Source organism: Actinomadura sp. 3N407, from assembly GCF_052245875.1.
In the GTDB taxonomy this organism is placed as follows: domain Bacteria; phylum Actinomycetota; class Actinomycetes; order Streptosporangiales; family Streptosporangiaceae; genus Spirillospora.
In genome coordinates, this window is sequence record NZ_JBQQBP010000018.1 from 21,617 (window position 1) to 37,519 (window position 15,903).

At 73.6% G+C, this 15,903-nt stretch carries 14 protein-coding genes and 1 pseudogene; 9 read left to right on the forward strand and 6 right to left on the reverse strand.

Annotated features, from left to right (window positions below):
• Positions 1–13 precede the first annotated feature (13 nt).
• Complete coding sequence (locus ACTWPP_RS34745; protein ID WP_443108646.1) at positions 14–358, reverse strand: hypothetical protein; 345 nt, start codon at positions 356–358, stop codon at positions 14–16.
• Positions 359–510: 152 nt separating this feature from the next.
• On the opposite strand from ACTWPP_RS34745, the gene ACTWPP_RS34750 reads away from it, so the two are divergent.
• From ACTWPP_RS34750 to ACTWPP_RS34760, 3 genes are read left to right on the forward strand one after another with little or no spacing between them, the layout of a single operon-like run.
• Positions 511–945, forward strand: a complete 435-nt coding sequence (locus tag ACTWPP_RS34750) for a hypothetical protein (RefSeq protein WP_443108647.1) — start codon at positions 511–513, stop codon at positions 943–945.
• Entirely contained in the window at positions 942–1,820 is an 879-nt protein-coding gene (locus tag ACTWPP_RS34755) for an AAA family ATPase (protein ID WP_443108648.1), read from the forward strand. Before ACTWPP_RS34750 ends, ACTWPP_RS34755 begins: the two co-directional genes overlap by 4 nt.
• A gap of 17 nt (positions 1,821–1,837) precedes the next feature.
• Positions 1,838–3,235 (forward strand): vWA domain-containing protein, encoded by a 1,398-nt coding sequence (locus ACTWPP_RS34760; RefSeq protein WP_443108649.1) that lies wholly within the window; start codon positions 1,838–1,840, stop codon positions 3,233–3,235.
• Here ACTWPP_RS34760 and ACTWPP_RS34765 read toward each other — a convergent pair.
• Entirely contained in the window at positions 3,228–4,607 is a 1,380-nt protein-coding gene (locus tag ACTWPP_RS34765) for an MFS transporter (protein ID WP_443108650.1), read from the reverse strand. The genes ACTWPP_RS34760 and ACTWPP_RS34765 overlap by 8 nt on opposite strands.
• Positions 4,608–4,715: 108 nt before the next feature.
• Here ACTWPP_RS34765 and ACTWPP_RS34770 point away from each other — a divergent pair, with 108 nt between their 5' ends.
• The gene (locus ACTWPP_RS34770; protein ID WP_443108651.1) at positions 4,716–5,210 is read left to right on the forward strand and encodes a winged helix-turn-helix transcriptional regulator; all 495 of its coding nucleotides are present in this window, start codon (positions 4,716–4,718) and stop codon (positions 5,208–5,210) included.
• 59 nt (positions 5,211–5,269) lie between these two features.
• Positions 5,270–6,862 carry an adenylate/guanylate cyclase domain-containing protein gene (locus tag ACTWPP_RS34775; protein ID WP_443108652.1) on the forward strand — a complete coding sequence of 531 codons (1,593 nt, stop codon included), beginning with the start codon at positions 5,270–5,272 and terminating at the stop codon, positions 6,860–6,862.
• Between the two features lie 2 nt (positions 6,863–6,864).
• Here the strand turns inward: ACTWPP_RS34775 and ACTWPP_RS34780 are convergent, their stop codons facing one another.
• From ACTWPP_RS34780 to ACTWPP_RS34795, 4 genes are all read right to left on the reverse strand, one after another.
• Positions 6,865–7,494, reverse strand: a complete 630-nt coding sequence (locus ACTWPP_RS34780; RefSeq protein ID WP_443108653.1) for an MBL fold metallo-hydrolase — start codon at positions 7,492–7,494, stop codon at positions 6,865–6,867.
• Positions 7,494–8,579: an S-(hydroxymethyl)mycothiol dehydrogenase gene (locus ACTWPP_RS34785; RefSeq protein ID WP_443108654.1), complete on the reverse strand. Its 1,086-nt coding sequence runs from the start codon at positions 8,577–8,579 to the stop codon at positions 7,494–7,496. The genes ACTWPP_RS34780 and ACTWPP_RS34785 overlap by 1 nt, the downstream gene beginning before the upstream one ends.
• Positions 8,580–8,769: 190 nt before the next feature.
• Positions 8,770–9,345 carry an ATP-binding protein gene (locus tag ACTWPP_RS34790; RefSeq protein WP_443108655.1) on the reverse strand — a complete coding sequence of 192 codons (576 nt, stop codon included), beginning with the start codon at positions 9,343–9,345 and terminating at the stop codon, positions 8,770–8,772.
• A gap of 99 nt (positions 9,346–9,444) precedes the next feature.
• Entirely contained in the window at positions 9,445–10,110 is a 666-nt protein-coding gene (locus tag ACTWPP_RS34795) for an MBL fold metallo-hydrolase (protein ID WP_443108656.1), read from the reverse strand.
• A 258-nt stretch (positions 10,111–10,368) separates the two neighbouring features.
• Between ACTWPP_RS34795 and ACTWPP_RS34800 the strand changes: the two genes are divergently transcribed.
• The 4 genes and pseudogenes from ACTWPP_RS34800 to ACTWPP_RS34815 all read left to right on the forward strand — a co-directional run.
• Positions 10,369–10,860, forward strand: a complete 492-nt coding sequence (locus tag ACTWPP_RS34800) for a hypothetical protein (protein WP_443108657.1) — start codon at positions 10,369–10,371, stop codon at positions 10,858–10,860.
• A gap of 4 nt (positions 10,861–10,864) precedes the next feature.
• Positions 10,865–14,677: a tetratricopeptide repeat protein gene (locus tag ACTWPP_RS34805; RefSeq protein ID WP_443108658.1), complete on the forward strand. Its 3,813-nt coding sequence runs from the start codon at positions 10,865–10,867 to the stop codon at positions 14,675–14,677.
• A gap of 170 nt (positions 14,678–14,847) precedes the next feature.
• Positions 14,848–15,570, forward strand: a complete 723-nt coding sequence (locus ACTWPP_RS34810) for a Crp/Fnr family transcriptional regulator (protein WP_443108659.1) — start codon at positions 14,848–14,850, stop codon at positions 15,568–15,570.
• Positions 15,571–15,730: 160 nt separating this feature from the next.
• Positions 15,731–15,826: pseudogene (locus ACTWPP_RS34815) on the forward strand (sigma factor); the annotation flags it as partial.
• Positions 15,827–15,903: the final 77 nt, after the last annotated feature.

Genomic DNA, 15,903 nt, shown 5'->3' on the forward strand with positions numbered 1-15,903 from the left:
TCCCGCTCGGGCCTCAGCGGCGCGGACGGAAGGTGTAGGTGACGTTCACGAGGACGATCCCGGCGATGGCCAGGAACAGGCCCGGGAGACCGGCGTTGAGGACCGCGATCGCGGTCAGCGGGATCGCGGCCAGCAGCGACAGCACCGCCATGGCCAGGCTGTGATCATGGCCGCCGTGCCCCGGTTCCGGCGCCGGACGCAGCCGGGGCCGGGGCGGCGCGGCGGTGCGGGCGTCGAGGGTCTCCTGGATGCGGTCGACGACCGTCTCGATGAAGGCGTCGTCGTAGTCGGGCCCCAGCTCGCGCCGGGCCGCCATCGCCGCCGTGAGGTCCTCGCGGGGAAGCCGTGGGGTCGTCATGGTTCGGTTATAGGCAACGGCGCGCCGAGCCCGCCTCACCCGCCGGTGCCAACCACGCTGTACCCCGCAGGTCTCACCGCAGGTTCCGGCGGGGACGAGGACGGACCCGCCGGTAAACTGCCGCTTCACCCCAGATCGCCCCGGAGGTCCTCGTGAGAGTCACCGCCCTCGCCGCCTGCGCGGCCGCCGCCGCGCTGGCCCTCACCGGCTGCGGCGGCGAGGGGGAGGCCGCGGGCACGGCCTCGTCCGCCCGGCCCACCACGCTCGCGCCGATCCCGGTGGTGAAGCCCTCCGACATGAAACCGCTCATCGGACGCTGGGTCGGCACCGCGGGGGACTACTTCCAGTTCACCGCGGACGGCGACGGCGTGTGGGTGAAGAACAAGCAGAAGCTCTGGAGCGGGACGGCCATCCCCGAGGGCGGCGGCAAGTACCGCTTCTCCTGGAAGGGCGGCGACCCGAAGACCGCGTCCTACTGGGGCGTCTCCCTGGGCGAGGACCGGAAATCGCTCGTGTTCGCCGGCACCAACCAGACGTACAAGAAAGCGGCCGCGCAGAAGCGCGGCGCACAGAGGGGCAGGGGATGACCGACACCGTGGACGGGGCGTTCGCGTCCCCCGCCGACGTGGACCGCAGGCTGGCCGGGGTCCGCTACCTCGCCGACGAGTCGATCGCCACGACCGTGTACCTCGCGCAGGCGCTCGGCAAGCCGCTGCTCGTCGAGGGCCCCGCCGGGGTCGGCAAGACCGAGCTGGCCAAGGCCGTCGCCGCCGCGACCGGCGCCGAGCTGATCCGGCTGCAGTGCTACGAGGGTCTGGACGAGGCGCGGGCGCTGTACGAGTTCAACTACAAGAAGCAGCTCCTCGCGATCCAGGCCGCCCCCTCCGACCGGGCCTGGCAGGAGACCCACGAGGACATCTTCTCCGAAGAGTTCCTGCTGGAGCGGCCGCTGCTGGCCGCGATCCGCCGCACCGGCCCGACCGTCCTGCTGATCGACGAGGCGGACAAGGCCGACGTCGAGGTGGAGGGCATGCTGCTGGAGGTCCTGTCGGACTTCCAGGTCACGATCCCCGAGCTGGGAACGGTCGACGCCGTCCGCCGCCCGTTCGTGGTGATCACGTCGAACGCGGCGCGGGAGCTGTCGGAGGCGCTCAAGCGCCGCTGCCTCTACCTCCACCTGAACTACCCGGCGCCCGAGCGGGAACGCGACATCGTCCTCGCCCAGGTGCCCGGGATCGAGGCGGAGCTGGCCGAGCAGCTCGTCCGCACCGTCGGCACGCTGCGCGACCTGGAGATCAAGAAGGCCCCGTCGATCGCCGAGACCGTCGACTGGGCGCGCACCCTGCTCGCCCTCGGCCTGGACGACCTGGACGAGGCCGCCGTCGCCCGCACCCTCGGCGTCGTCCTCAAGCACGTCACCGACCAGGAACGCGCCGCCAGGGAACTGGGGCTGCGGGGCTGACCCCCGGGATCTCGGATATGGCCTCCCTCATCGACCGGCACACCGGGTTCGTCGCCGAGCTGCGGCGGGCCGGGATGCCGGTGTCGGTCGCCGAGGGCCTGGACGCGGTCCGCGCCATGCAGGCCATCGACCTGCTCGACCGCGAGTCGCTGCGCTCCGCCTACGCGGCGACGCTCGTCAAGCGGCCCCAGCACCGCCCGACGTTCGACACCCTCTTCGACCTGTGGTTCCCCGCCGCGGTCGGGGACGGCGCGGGGGCGCGTCCGGACCCGGACCGTCCCGCCCGGACGCTGGACGACGGCGGACGCCCCGTCCCGCCCGCGCTCGACCCGCGGGTGCAGGCCCGCCGCGGCGAGCTGGCGGAACTCCTGCTGTCCGGCGGCGACGCCGCGCTGCGGCAGTTCGCCCGCATCGCCGTCGCCGAGTACGGCCAGACGCCGGGGCAGGAGTCGTGGTTCTCGTTCGGCGTCATGCGCGCCATGTCGCCCGAGACGCTCATGGCCCGGCTGCTCGACGCCGTGCTGGCCGGGCGGGAACGCGGCGGCATGGCAGAGCGGGTCGCCCGCCGGACGTTCCGCGAGCGCATCGCCCGGTTCGAGGACCTCGTCGCGGGCGAGGTGCGGCGCCGCATCGCCGAGGACACCGGCGTCGAGCGCACCGCCCGCATCGCCGTCCGCCCGCCGCTGGAACGGCTCGACTTCTCCGCCGCGAACCGCGCGGAGCTGGCGGCGCTGCGCCGCGAGGTGCATCCGCTGGCGCGCAAGCTCGCGTCCCGGCTGGTGCAGAAGCAGCGGCAGGGCAGGCGCGGCCGGCTCGACTTCCGCCGGACGGTCCGCGCGTCCCTCGCCAGCGGTGGAGTGCCGCTCACCACCCACCACCGGCCGCGCCGCCCGCACAAGCCCGAGCTGGTCGTGCTCTGCGACGCCAGCGACTCGGTGTCGGCGTTCGCGCATTTCACGCTGCTGCTGACGTTCGCGCTGCGGGAGCAGTTCAGCAAGGTCCGCGCGTTCGCGTTCATCGACACCACCGACGAGATCACCCGGTTCTTCGCGCCGGGCGCGGACGTCACGGACGCGATGGCCCGGCTGGCCGCCGAGGCCGACCTCGTCTGGATCACCGGCCGCTCCAACTACGGCCACGCCATCAAGGTGTTCGACGACCGGTACCGCGACGCCATCACGCCCAAGACGTCCCTGCTGATCCTCGGCGACGCCCGCTCCAACTACGGCGAGCTGTCCCTGCCGGTGCTGCGTTCCATGGCCGGACGCGCCCGGCACGCCTACTGGCTCAATCCCGAGCCGCGCGGCCAATGGGACACCGGCGACTCCGCCGCGTCCCGCTACGGCGAACTCGTCCCCATGTACGAATGCCGCAACCTGACCCAGCTGGCCGCCTTCATCGAGGAGCTCACCTGACGCGGATCGCGACCGCGAGGACGGCGCCGGCCAGCGCGACCACGGCGGACACGAACATCGCGACGTTGGTGCCGTGGGCGAGTTCGGACACGCCGGTGCCCGAACCGGTGGCGATGGCGCCCACGATCGCGACGCCCACCGACGCGCCGACATAGCGGGCGGTGTTGTTGGCGCCCGTCCCCATGCTCGCGCGGTCGGCGGGGACGCTGTCCACGGCCAGCCTGGCGAGCATCGCGTTGGAGAGGCCGCCGCCCAGCCCGGCCACGATCAGCCCGGGGACGAGCCGCCCCCAGTGATCCTGCGGGGCCATCCCCAGCATCGCGAACTGCCCGGCGGCGCAGAGCGCGAGCCCGGCGCCGAGCAGCCGCCCGGCGGAGAACCGGGCGGGCAGGCGGCGGGCCTGCAGCGAGGCGAGGAACGACAGCCCCGACCAGAACACCAGGACCAGCGCCGCCACGAGCGGGGATATGTCCATGACCAGGGTCATCATGGTCGGCAGATAGCTCATGATCCCGATCACCCCGAGCCCGGTGACCATCGCCCCCGAGATCGACAGCAGGAACGCGGGACGCCGCAGCAGCCCGAGGTCGAGCATCGGCTCCCGCCGCCGCGTCTCGATCACCGCGAACGCCGCGAGCAGCACGGCCGCCGCCGCGAACAGCGCCGTGACCGCCGGACGCGTCCAGCCCAGCCGTCCCCACGTGATCGCCGTGACCAGGGCTCCCACGCCCAGGCACATGGTGAGCAGGCCGGGCAGGTCCAGCCCGCGCGGCTGCTCCGCCCGGGACTCCTGCAGCCGCAGCGCCGCCCCGCCGAGCAGCACCGACCCCAGCGCCGCCGCCCAGTACCAGAGCCGCCAGTCGCCGGCCTCGGCCAGCCCGGCGGAGGCGACCGGGCCGACCGCGACGCCGAGGCCGAGCATCGCCCCCCAGACCCCGGTGGCGTGCGCCCGGCGCGGCCCCGGCCCGAACGAGGCGGCGATGATCCCGAGCCCCGTCGCCAGCAGCGCCGCGCTCGCCGCCCCCTGCACGATCCGCCCGGCGACGAAGACCGCCGCGTTGGGCGCCACGGCACAGGCGACGCTGGACGCGGCGAGCGTCCCGGCGCCGATCAGGAACACGCGCCGCCGCCCGTGGTCGTCGGCGAGGCTGCCGACCGCCAGCAGCGCCGCCGCGAGGCCGAGGCTGATCGAGCTCATCAGCCAGATCTGTGCCGTCGGGTCCGCGTGCAGCCCGCGCGCCGTGTCGGTCAGCGCCGCCATCGGCGCCGTGTAGTTCATCAGGGCCAGCAGTGTCGCGGCGGCGGGGACCGCCAGCGCGACCGCGGTACCGGGCGTGCGGCGCGCGGTGCTGGAGGTCGCCACGGTCGTCATGCAGTCTCCAGGGAGGCCATCTGGTGGGTTTCTTGAATGAACTCAGTGCGCCGACGGTAGCACGACACGGTTCGGTCAATGAACCAAGGGGGCGGTAGTCTGGTGTGCATGGCACTCGGCAAGGACTACGCGGAGCAGGACTGCTCGCTGGCCCGCGCCCTGGAAGTCGTCGGAGAGCGCTGGACGCTGCTGATCGTCCGCGACGCCTTCTACGGTGTCCGCCGGTTCAGCGACTTCCTCGTCCACCTGGACATCCCGCGGGCGGTGCTGTCCGCGCGGCTCCAGACGCTCGCCGACAACGGCGTCCTCGTCAAGGACGGCCACGACTACGTCCTGACGGAGATGGGCAAGGAGCTGTGGCCCGTCCTCCACCTGCTCGCGCGCTGGGCCGAGGACCACCTGTCCGCCGAACCGTCCCGCTTCTTCGTCCACACCGCCTGCGGCACCCGGATCGGACCGGACGGGACGTGCGCCGCATGCCGGCGTCACGTCCCGCCGGAAGACCTGGAAGCGCACGTCGGGCCCGGCCTCCGCCGCAGGACCGACCCGGTCAGCGAGATCCTCCGCTCCCCGCACCGCCTCCTCGAACCCATCCGCACCTGACCGGCCGGATTCCGGGCGCACGGCGAGACGGGTGATATGACCGGATAATCTGCACGCTCATGGAGACCGAAAAGGCAGCGCCCGCCCCGCGGTCCAGGCGGATCCTGCTCGGCCCCCTGTGGCGGCTCATCGACGGCGGCCCCGACGACACGCGGGCGCAGATCGCGCGCCGCGCCCGGATCCTGGTGACGATCGCCACCGGGCTCGCCAACCTGGTCGGCGCGCTGGTCGTGCTCGCCTTCGCCGTCGTCGTCCCCGACCCGGTCGGCGACATCTCCCAACGGCTGCAGCTGATCAACCTGATCGTCTTCACCGCCTACGTCGCCGCCGCGATGCCCGTCGGACTCGTCCTCGGCGAACGGTTCTTCCGCCGCGTCCGCCACATGGTCGAGCGGCACGACGAACCCGGCAGGCACGAACGCTCCCTGCTGCTGTACGGGCCGCTGCGGCTGATGGCCCTGCACCTGACCCTGTGGGGCATCGGAACGGTCGGCTGGGTGGTCATCAACGCCCCGTTCTCCGGGCTGCTCGCCGTCAAGCTCGGCCTGACCAGCCTGCTCGGCGGGCTCACCACCTGCACCGTCGTCTACCTGCTGACCGAGCGGCTGCTCCGGCGCGCGGTCACCACGGCGCTGCACAGCGAGATGCCGCGCCGGACCGGCCTGCCGGGCGTCGTCGCGCGGTCGGTCCTCGCCTGGGGGCTCGGCACCGCCGTCCCGATCCTCGGGCTGATCACCCTGGCCGTCGGCTCGTTCCTCATCGCCAGGATCACCGTGCGGGACTTCGCGCTGGCCGTCCTCGCCCTCGGCGGCATCGCCCTCGTCGTCGGGCTCGGCGTCACCTACGGCGCCGCCCGCGCCATCGCCGACCCGGTCGAGTCGGTGCGGCTCGGCCTCGCCAGGGTCGAGCGCGGCGACCTCGACGTCGAGGTGCCCGTCTACGACGCCAGCGAGGTCGGCCTCCTGCAGGCCGGGTTCAACCACATGGCCGCCGGGCTGCGCGAGCACGAGCGGCTCCAGGACCTGTTCGGCCGCCAGGTCGGCGAGGACGTCGCGCGCGTCGCCGTGGAACGCGGCATCGACCTCGGCGGCGAACTCCGCGAGGTCGCGGTGATCTTCGTGGACCTCATCGGCTCCACCCGGCTCGCCGCCGACCGCCCGCCCGCCGAGGTCGTCCGGCTGCTGAACGACTTCTTCGCCGTGGTCGTCGAGGTGGTCGGCGCGCACGGCGGCTGGATCAACAAGTTCGAGGGCGACGCCGCGCTGGCGATCTTCGGCGCGCCCCTCGACCTGGACGGCGCGCACGACCGCGCCCTCGCCGCCGCCCGCGAGCTGGCCCGCCGGCTGCGCGACGACGTCCCCGGCCTGCGGGCGGCCGTCGGCGTCTCCGCCGGCGAGGCCGTCGCCGGGCACATCGGCGCCGAGGAACGCTTCGAGTACACCGTCATCGGCGACCCCGTGAACGAGGCCGCCCGCCTCACCGACCTCGCCAAGACCCACGACGGGCGGGTGCTGGCGGCCGGCTCCCTCGTCGCCCGCGCCGGGCCGGACGAGGCGGCGCACTGGGCCCTCGGCGAGGAGGTCACCCTCCGCGGCCGCACCCGGGCCACCCGGCTCGCCTCACCCCGCCCGGCCGACCGCGTCCCGTCCTGAGGTCAGTGGCCGCGGGCGATCCACTCGTCCAGGTGCGGGGCCTCCGCGCCGATCGTGGTGGAGTCGCCGTGCCCCGTGCGGACCTCGGTGCCGATGGGCAGCGTCAGCAGCCGCTCCCGGATCGAGGTGATGATCGTCGGGAAGTCGGAGAACGACCGCCCCGTCGCGCCCGGCCCGCCGTTGAACAGCGTGTCGCCGGAGAACACCGTGCCGAGATCGGGCGCGTACAGGCACACCGCGCCGGGGCTGTGGCCGGGCGTGTGCAGGACGGTCAGGCCGATGCCCGCGACGGTGATGACCTGCCCGTCGGACAGGTCGCCGTCAGGACTCGCGTCCGGATGCCGCTGCTTCCACAGCATCAGGTCGTCCGGGTGCAGCAGCACGGGCGCGCCGGTGCGGGCCTTCAGCGCCGGAGCCGCGTCGATGTGGTCGTCGTGGCCGTGCGTGGACACGATCGCCACGAGCCGCCGCCCTCCGAGCGCCTCCGCGATCGCGCCGGCGTCGTGCGCGGCGTCGATGACGATCGCCTCACCGTCGTCACCGACGATCCAGACGTTGTTGTCGACGTCCCACGTCCCGCCGTCCAGCGAGAACGTCCCCGACGTGACGATGTGGTCGATCCGCGCCGCCATCAGAGGATCACCACCGAGCGCAGCACGTCGCCGTGGTGCATCTTCTCGAACGCGGCCTCGACGCCGTCCAGCTCGATCGTCTCGGACACGAACGCGTCAAGGTCGAGGCGCCCCTGCAGGTACAGGTCGATGAGCATCGGGAAGTCCCTGGAGGGCAGGCAGTCGCCGTACCACGACGACTTCAGCGACCCGCCGCGCCCGAACACGTCCAGAAGCGGCAGCTCCAGCTTCATCTCCGGGGTCGGCACCCCGACCAGCACGACCGTCCCGGCGAGGTCCCGGGCGTAGAAGGCCTGCTCGTAGGTCTCCGGGCGGCCGACCGCGTCGATGACGACGTCCGCGCCGTTCCCGCCGGTCAGCTCCCGCACCGTCTCGACGACGTCCTCGTCCCTGGCGTTCACGGTGTGCGTCGCACCCAGTGAGGAGGCCGTGGTCAGCTTCCGCGCGTCCAGATCCACCGCGATGATCTTCGCGGCGCCCGCCAGCCGAGCGCCGAGCACCGCCGCCGCGCCGACGCCGCCGCAGCCGATGACCGCGACCGAGTCGCCCCGCCCGGCCCCGCCGGTGTTGATCGCCGCGCCGAGCCCGGCCATCACGCCGCACCCCAGCAGCCCCGCCACCTCCGGCCTGGCCGCCGAGTCGACCTTCGTGCACTGCCCCGCCGCCACCAGCGTCTTGTCGGCGAACGCGCCGATGCCCAGCGCCGGCGACAGCTCCGTACCGTCCTCAAGGGTCATCTTCTGCGCGGCGTTGTGCGTGTCGAAGCAGTACCAGGGGCGTCCACGCAGGCAGGCCCGGCACTGGCCGCACACCGCCCGCCAGTTCAGGATCACGAAGTCGCCCGGCGCGACCTCCGTCACCCCGCCGCCCACCGACTCGACCACCCCGGCGGCCTCGTGGCCGAGCAGGAACGGGAACTCGTCGTTGATCCCGCCCTCGCGGTAGTGGAGATCGGTGTGGCACACCCCGCACGCCTGGACGTCGACGACCGCCTCGCCGGGCCCGGGGTCCGGAACGGTGATCGTCTCGATCCGCACCGGCTGCCCCTTGCCCGGTGCGATGACCCCGCGTACCTGCTGCGCCATGCTGCCGCCTCTCCTGGTCTGGATCTTCCTCCGACCCTATATACCTCCCCGGCTGACCTGCCGTATCGCTTCTGCCGTCCGGAACCCGCCTCCCGGCCCGACCGCCGTCCTCGCACGGCCCGCCCCGGTGCGCGGGGTCTCCCGGTGATCGAGTGGGGCGGCGGCGTCATCAAGGCCGCCTGACGCGAGGTCAGGTGAAGTGGATGGCCTGGAGCTTGTCGGCGGCGTCGCGGTCGAGGATCGTGACCCCGGCGGCGGGCGGGAGGGGGTCGCCGCCGCGGGCGCGGTCGATGAGGGGACGCCAGCGGCGGCAGTGGCGGGCGAACGTGACGGACGTGACGACGCGGCCGCGGGCGAACTGGCCCGCGCGGGCCGTCTCGGGGTCGACGTCGATGAGGATCAGGTGCAGGTGGTTGCCGCGGTGGCGCGCCATCCACGCGAAGCAGCGCAGGATGTGCGGCCAGGTGCCGCGGGTGTGCGCGACGACGCCGTGCCCGGCGAGGATCGCGCGGCCGATCCGCCACACGTGGGTGGCGTGGACGAGCGGGGTGCGCACCCGGACGGGCAGGGGGCGCAGGGCCCGCGCCCACCAGTTCCGGGACTGACCGGAGTCGATCACGCGGACGTCGCCGGCGGGCACCGGCGCCGTCTCGTCACCGTCCAGCCCGTACAGGCGGTTCAGCAGTGTGCTCTTGCCGGCCCCCGGAAGGCCGGCGACGAGTACCAGGGAACCCGCCGGGTAGCGCAGGGAGGGTCCCGGGTCCACCTCGTGGAGTTCGTGGATTGTCTGTCTCCTGGTCTCGGCCCGAAGTGTGGTTGAAGCAACGAACACCCACCACCGCTTGTTCCGGCCGAGGAACCGGGATCACCAGCCGCGGGCCCGCCATTCGGGGAGCGCGGGACGCTCGCGGCCCAATGTCGAGTCCTTGCCGTGGCCCGGGTAGAACCAGGTGGCGTCCGGGAGACGGTCGAAGACACGTTCCTCGACGTCGGAGAGCAGTTGCTTGAAGCGGGTCGGGTCGCCCCAGGTGTTGCCGACGCCGCCGGGGAACAGGCTGTCGCCGGTGAACAGGTGCGGGCGGTCCGTCAGTTCGCCGCCCGCTTCGTACAGTAGCGCGATCGAGCCGGGCGTGTGGCCGCGTAGATGGATGACGTCCAGGGCCGCGCGTCCCACCCGGACGGTGTCGCCGTGCTCGACCGGCTCGGCGACCGGTTCGGGCAGCGGCTCGGCGTCGCGGGAATGCGCGACGACGGGGGCGCCGGTGGCGCGGGCCACCTCGCTCAGCGCCATCCAGTGGTCCTGGTGGCGGTGCGTGGTGACGATGCGGGCCAGGGGGCCGTCCCCGATCAGCTCCAGCAGCCGGGACGCCTCGTTGGCCGCGTCGATGAGCAACTGCTCGCCGGTCGCGGTGCAGCGCAGGATGTAGGCGTTGTTGTCGTACGGACCGACCGCCACCTTCGTGACCGTCAGGCCTGGCAGCTCCCGGACGTCGGGACGGCCGCCGGTCTCGACGTTTCCCGTGTAGGTCATGCGTCCTCCCGTCGGTGGTGCGAAGCCCCATCCTCCATCATCGGCGCCCGGGATCTCCGCCGCCCCGGCCACCGGATGGAAATGAGTCGCCAGACGCAGCCGAACCGTGCGCTGACGGACGGAAATATCTGTCGTGCCAGCGCATCATGGTCATCGAGTGCTTCACGCCCGGCCTTTCCCGGGACCGTGCCGTTCGGCACAGGGAGGGCGAAAAGGACTCGTGAGAAGATCAGGATCGAAGCGGGAGGACGGTGAACCTTGGTAACCGCATTCCGTCCCGGACCGGACAGGGAGAAGCCCGAGGACCTTCTCGGACACGCCTGCACGCTGGTCCGGCTGTGCGGCCGGGACTCCGCCATCGCCGCGGTGTTCCTCGCCCTCGTGCTGGTCGGGACGGTGTCCCGGCTGGCGGCCGGCATGCCCGGCCTCCCCGCGCTGGCGCTGCTGCCCGTGCTGGCCGGGTCGTTCGCGATCTCGGCCGGGTACGCGGTCCGGTCGCGCCGGACGCTGGTGTCGGTGCTCGCCGAGGTGCGCGGCCGGACCGGCTCTCCCATCGACCCCGGCGTCCCCTGGACGCCGTTCGGGTCGGCCGCCGCGCTGGACGACCGGATCCGCGACGTGGAGCTCCGGCGGCTGCTGTCGGCGGCGCACCGCTGCGGCGAACTGTCCTGGCAGGCCGTCGCGTGGGCGGCGGCGACCTCGGTGCTGTTCCTGTTCTGGACGCTGGCGGCGGCGATGGCTGGAGGCTGACCCCTTGATCGATCACGACGTCCGGCCGGGCAGCTTCTGGGAGCGGCTGGCCCCCTCCGACCGGCAGGCCCTGCGCGCCATGGGCCGGCGCACCGACATCCCGCCCGGCGGGATGCTGTGCCACCAGGGATCGGTCGCGCCGGCCGTGTACGTCGTGTTCAAGGCGTCCCCCCGCGCGGCCAGCAACGCGGTGGCCAAGGAGTTCGTGGACTCCAGCGAGGGCGACGAGTCGATCATCGATCTGTTCGGGGCGGGGGACCTGGTCGGCGTCCTCGGCCCGTGGGGGCATCCCCAGCGCGGCACCGTCGCCGCGTTGGACCACGTCGCGGCGCTGCGGGTGGACCGCCGCAAGTTCCGCAGCCTGCTGGCGGCCAGCCCGCAGGTCGCCGAGGCGATGATGCACGCGGTCTCCCAGACCGTCACGTTCGGCGGCCGCCGGCACGCGGTGCGGGCGGCCGACCATCCGCAGCGGCTCGCCTACCACCTGCTGGAACTGGCCCACCGGTTCGGCGAGCCCGTCGCCGGGCAGGGGACGCGGATCCCGCTGAAACTCAGCCAGGCGGAGCTGGCGAACTGGGCGGGCATCTCGCGCGAGACCCTGGTGCGGTGGTTCCGGCTGTGGCGCGCCAAGGGAATCCTCGACAGCAGGCCGCGCCCGCTGACCGTCCTCGACACCGAGCGGCTGCGCCGGGCCGCGAGCCCGTGGGGGGACGAGTGGCCGGACGCGGACCGGGAGCCGGCGCCGCGGCCCGAACCCGACGGGGACGCCGTGATCGCGGCGCGTGAGCCGGTGCGGCTGGAGGGCGGCGCGCCGCCCCAGGTCAGGCTGCCCGCCGACAACCCGTTCTTCGCCGGCCGGGCGGTCAGCCTCGGCAAGCTGGACCTGCTGGTCGGCCAGTCCGAATGGCCCCGCGCCGTGATCGTCCAGGGGATGGCGGGCGTCGGCAAGACGACGCTGGCGCTGCACTGGGCGCACCGGGTCGTCGACCGGTTCCCCGACGGCGTGCTGTTCGCCGACCTGCGCGGTACGCGGCGCGGCTCCGTCACGCCGGCGGAGGCGATGGGGCAGGTGCTGCGCGCGGCGGGCGTGCCCGGCGACCAGCTTCCGCGCAGCGAGGCGGAACTGGCCGCGCAGTGCCGGTCGATGCTGGCCGACCGGCGGATGCTGCTGATCCTCGACAACGCGTCCCGGCCCGAGCAGGTGAGGCCGCTGCTGGCGGCGGCGACGTCCGGGCTGGTGATCGTGACGAGCCGGCGGCGGCTGCCCGCGCTGCTCGAAGGCGCCGACGTCCGGACGCTGGAACTGCGCGAGATGGCGTCGCAGGAGGCGGTGGACCTCATCTCGAACGTCCTCGGGCCGGGCGACGCCCGGGTCCGCGACGAGCGCAAGGCGGTCGTGCGGCTGGCCCGCGAGTGCGGGCATCTGCCGCTCGCGCTCGGCGTCATGGCCGGGCGCCTGGCCGAGAACCCCGGCGAGTCCGTCGCCGCGACCGTCCGGGAACTCACCGCGCGTGACGCCGAGGACGCGCCGCCGCCGTACGGGCCGGGCCTGACGGGCGCGGGACTGAGCGACGGCGCGGCGCACGGCGTGTCCGGGCCGGGGCTGCAGGCCGTCATGAGCCCGACGTTCGATGTCGCCTACCGAAGCCTGCGCCACGACCAGCGGGAGGCGTTCCGCAGGCTCGGCCTCGTCGCCGGCCACGACTTCACCCCCACCGCCCTCGCCGCGCTGCAGGACCGGACGGTGGACGAGGCGCGCGAGTGCCTGGAGGGCCTGCGGCAGGCGTACCTGGTGCAGGACGTCGGACCGGGCCGCTACCGGATGCACGACCTGCTGCGCGACTTCGCCCGGGAGCGGGGGCTGAGGGAGGACTCCGACGGGGAGCAGCTGGCGGCGCGGCGGCGGCTGCTGGCCGGCTACCTCGCCGAGGCCCGCAGGGCGGGGGCGGTGCTGAGGGGACGGCCCCGCCCCGCCGTGCACCCTTCCGAGACGCCGAGCGGCCCGGCGACGGCCGCCGAACGCGCGGCCGGGCTCGGCTGGTTCGAGTCGGAGCGGCGCAACCTCGTCGCCGCCGTCCACCAGGCGGCCCGGCTCGGCCTGCACCGGACGTGCTGGGAACTCGCGGACGCGCTGTTCGACTTCCAGGAGTTCCGGCGCTACAGCGAGGACAACATCGCCGTGCACCAGGTGGCGCTGCACGCGGCCCGCACCGAGGAGGACTGGGCGGCGGCGGCCGTCATGCTGCACAACCTGGCGATGGCGCACTTCGAACTGGGCGACTCCGTCCAGGCCATCGGGTACGGGGAGGACGCGCGGCGCGGGTTCCGGGCCGTGGACCCGCCCGACCGGTACGGGGAGGCCGTCACGCTCGCCACCCTCGCGGACGTGCATGTGGCCCTGGGCCGCTACCTGACGGCGATCGAGCACGCGCGCCGCTCCCTGGACATCCACGGGGAACTGCGGGACGAGGACGTCGACGGGGGAGTCGCCAAGGGGCACGACACGCTCGCCCGAGCTCATCTGGGTCTCGCCGACTACGAGCCCGCGCTGGAGCACGCCGCCCAGGCGCTCGGCATAAGGCGCCGGATCGGCGACCAGCCGGGTGTGGCAGAGACCCTCCTCACCGTCGCGCAGGTGCACCGGCGCCAGGGGAACTTCCACGAGGCGGTGTCGCACGCCCTGGAGGCCCTCTACATCCGGCAGGAACTCGCCGACATGTACGGGGCCGCCCAGGCATTGACCGAGCTGGCGCGCATGAACGCCACGCTCGGTCTCCGCGACATGGCACAGCAGGACGCCGAACAAGCCCTCCACACGTACCGTGCCCTGGGCGCACGCCACGGGGAGGCCCGCGCGCTCACCACGCTCGGCAGGCTGATGTGCGACGCCACCAAGTTCGCCGAGGCGTTCACCTACTGCGGGCAGGCGCTGCGCCTGCACCGCGACACCAGCGACCGGCACGGCGAGGCAGAGGCGCTCGCGCAGATCGGGATCGTCCATTCGAGGCTCGGCCGGTACCGGGAGGCGCGTGAACATCTCCTGCGGGCACTGGAGATCCGCCGCGAGATCGGTGACCAGCACGGCGAGGCCCACGACCTGGAGAACCTGACGGTCGTCATGCGCCGCCTCGGCCGCCACCAGGAGGCGTTCGTCCTCGGGCTGGAGGCCCTCGACCTGTGGCATCAGCTCGGCGCGCAGGGCGGGATGGCCGGCACGCTCGGCAGCCTGGCCCGCACGTACTCCCGGCTCGGCTTGCCGGAGGACGCGGAGCGCGCCGCACGCCACGCGCTGCGCATCCGCAGATCCGGCGGAGACTGGTACGGCCTCGGCGTCGGGATGGACACCCTCGCCGCCGTGCTGCGCCGCGCCGGCCGTCCCGAGGAGGCACTGGAACGCGAGCTCGAGGCGCTGCGATTCCTCGGCGAGGTCGGCGACCGGCACGGCGAGGGCACCGCCCTCGTCCACCTCGCCGCCATCCACCTCGACCTCGGCCGCGCCGACGAGGCCCTGGACACCGGGCGGCGCGCCCACGACCTGGCCGCCGAACTCGGCGACACCCGCGCGCAGTCGTCCGCGCTGCACTCCATGGCCCGCGCCTCACAGCTGCTCGGCAAGCACGCCCGGGCGGTGGAGCACGTCAACGCCGAGATCGGCATCCGCCGCGACATGGACGACCAGCGGGGCCTGCGGCGCGCGCTGGAACTGCTGCGCGACTCCCACCTCGCTCTCGGCGACCAGGCCGCGGCGGCCGACTGCGTCCGCCGCGTCCGCGCCCTGGACAGCTGGCTCGAATCGGACGGATCCCTCGACATGTGACACAAAAAAGGCCGAGCAGAGCTCGTCGGTTGGATGGTGGTGGGCGGGGGCTGGAGGATGGGGTAGTCCATCGGCGCAGTGCCGCGTTCACTGGACCACGAGGCAACGGATCATGAAATGAACGATCATGAGACACCGTGCCCCGGCCCGGGTTCGGCGGAGGAGGCGAGATGGAGACCACCCCGTTCTGGGACGCGCTGCCCGAACGCGCCCGCGAGGCGCTGCGGCGGGCGGGCGCCCCGGTGGTGATCCGGCCGGGCGCCTTCCTGATGCGCGAGCACACCCGCGCGTCGCAGGTCTTCGTCCTGCGCGCCGGAGCGGTGAAGGTCTGGGTCGACCGGGACGGCGAGATCGCCATCCTCGACGTCCTCGGCCCCGGCGACCTCGTCGGCGAGCTGGAGGCGGTGGACGGCGGCGTCCGGCACGCCAACGTCGAGGCGCTGACCCGCGTGGAGGCGTTCGTGCTGCCCGCCGCGCGGTTCCGCGCCGTCCTCGACGACCACCCGGGCTCGGCCTGGGCCGTCGCCGCCGTCCTCGCCGAGCGGCTGCGCGACTCCAACGAGCTGCGCGTCGCCCACTTCCCCGACGACCCCGAAAGGCGGCTCGCGAGCCGGCTGCTGCGCCTGGTGTCGCGCTTCGGCTCCCCCGTCAAGGAGCAACGCCCGGACGGCGTGACCGAGGGGCCGGACGAGGTGACCGAGGACGGCGGCGTCCAGGTCCGTATCCCGGTCACCCAGCAGGACCTCGGACGCTGGGCCGGCATGGGCCGGCGGAAGGTCGCGCAGATCCTCGCCGCCGGGCCCGTCCGCGGCGGCCTCACCGTCGCCCGCAACACGATCGTCGTGCACTCCGTCGACGCCCTCCATCGCCTGGCGGGCCACGACGCCGACTGACCGGCCGGACCACCGCGACGGTGTTGCCCGCCGGCCTCACATTTCGGTGCGACGGCTCGTCGAACCGGTGAAGGCCGATGCGACCGAGGGAGTCGTCGACATCATGACCGACCGGTCCGAGCCGGGACACGGCCGGCCCGACCCGAGCCTGAGCGCGATCATGATCGAGCGGCGCCGGCTGATCAATCTGGCGTACCGGCTCCTCGGGTCACCGGCCGAGGCCGAGGATGTCGTGCAGGAGACGTACGCCCGCTGGTACGCCATGTCCCGGCGGTCAACGGTCGGCCCGGCCTGGTGGCCGAGCTGGACGGCGTCACCGTCGTCATCGTGGCG